The 1,853-nt window shown below is 34.5% G+C and carries 1 protein-coding gene and 1 tRNA gene; both read right to left on the bottom strand.

Features of this window, described 5'->3' with window-relative positions:
* Positions 1-271: 271 nt before the first annotated feature.
* Complete coding sequence (locus tag VIL26_00805; protein ID HEY8389484.1) at positions 272-1,597, bottom strand: GH1 family beta-glucosidase; 1,326 nt, start codon at positions 1,595-1,597, stop codon at positions 272-274.
* Positions 1,598-1,766: 169 nt separating this feature from the next.
* A tRNA-Arg gene (locus VIL26_00800) sits at positions 1,767-1,843 on the bottom strand.
* Between the last annotated feature and the right edge of the window lie 10 nt (positions 1,844-1,853).

The following is a 1,853-nucleotide window of genomic DNA, read 5'->3' as shown; positions in this document are numbered from 1 at the left end:
GCGATTAATTTTAAAACTTGTTCGTAATATGTTCCGAAAATGCAGCCAAAAACAAAAATTAAAAAAACTTTATAAAAACATAAACCTTCGGCAAAAACCTCTTTGGGCCTTAGCAAATTATTAACGCTGATATTTTTCATTTCACCTTATCCTAATAAAAATAAAAAATATAATTAAATAATATATAAATTATATCAAAATCATATTAATAAAGAAACCTATTAATTTTGATAATATTGTTTTATTATCTAAATATATCAGCATTAGTATATTAAATATTCTTTTGGATAAAATCTTTATACCAATAAAAAGAGTCTTTTGGGGTGCGCTTTTGTGTCTTGTAATCAATATGTATAAGCCCAAAGCGTTTTGCATAACCGCTTGCCCATTCAAAATTATCCATAAAGCTCCAAACAAAATACCCCCTAATATCTATGCCGTCTTTTATGGCTTGTTGTACCTTGCCTATATAGCGTTGCAAATAATCTATGCGTTGTGGATCGTGTACGCATCCATCCATATGCACCCAATCGTTGTTGGCCATACCATTTTCGGTTATGTATATAGGCTTATTATATCTTTCATACAAAAATCTGCTCAGCCAATATAATCCGTCTTCTTCTACCGCCCAACCCATATCGGTCTTAGCAAACCCGTCATCTCTTTTTATGATTTTGAAACCGTTGTCGTCGTCTGCTACAACGGGCATTCCTTCATAGTTGTTAATACCAAGATAATCCACAGGCGTAGAAATAAGTTTTAAGTCCTGAGGGTTGATATTATCATAAAACTCAGGAACTTCACGATAGCATTGTTCAGGGTATTTGCCCAAAAAGATTGGATCAGTGTATAGCAATATTGAACTTTCGTCATATTGGCTTTGATAAGCTAAAGGTAAAATTTGGATATTTTTTTGAGTTGCTTGCCAAGGATAAAATGCTGTGCCGCAAGTAACCAATCCGACTTGAATGTCAGAGTTGTGACTTTTTATTGCTTGAGCGGACTTTGCGTGGGACACCAAAAGGTTGTGAGCCGCTCTTAGCCTTTCTTTTTGTAATACTTTGTAGCCTGGGGCAAACTCGCCTTTGCCATAGCCCAAACCAATTATGCATTGCGGCTCGTTAAAGGTAGCATAGTATTTTACTTTGTTTTGAAAAGCTTTTAGTATTACTTGAGTATATTCGCAAAACCAATCCGAAAAATCATTGTTGAGAAACCCGCCTTTTAGATTTAACTCATAAGGCATATCCCAATGATAAAGCGTAACAAACGGAATAATGTCAGCTTCTAGCAACAAGTCCAAAATCTTGTTATAAAAGTCAAGGCCTTTTTGATTGACTTTGCCTGTGCCTTGTGGCAAAACTCTGGGCCAGCTTATAGAAAATCTATAGGAGTTTATACCTAGTTCTTTTAATAATTCTATATCGCTTTCAAATCTATGATAAAAATCACAAGCGATATCACCATTATGATTTTGAAAAATCTTGTCTGGTTCTTTGCTAAACTCATCCCATATGGACAAGCCTTTGCCGTCTTCGTTATACGCACCTTCTATTTGATAAGCTGCGGTTGCCGTACCCCATAAGAATTTTTTCATCCTGTACCTCTCAAATTTATTTATACAATATAACCATATTAATTATATCTAATAACCCTAAAAAAACAATCAAATTGTTAACAAAGTAATATAGCTAAAAAATATAGTCCAATATTTAATCGTGATATTCTTAAATAAAAAAAAGACCTAATCTATAGGTCTTTTTTTATGGCGTTCCCGAGACGATTTGAACGTCCGACACCCGCCTTAGGAGGGCGGTGCTCTATCCAGCTGAGCTACGGGAACATAAAAAAAT

Source organism: Clostridia bacterium (genome assembly GCA_036562685.1).
Classification (GTDB): domain Bacteria; phylum Bacillota; class Clostridia; order Christensenellales; family DUVY01; genus DUVY01.
This window is presented reverse-complemented; position numbering and strand designations above follow the sequence as displayed.

Coding starts and splice junctions, on each gene's coding strand:
- VIL26_00805 (HEY8389484.1), bottom strand. CDS start 1,597: ATGAAAAAATTCTTATGGGGTACGGCAACCGCAGCTTATCAAATAGAA.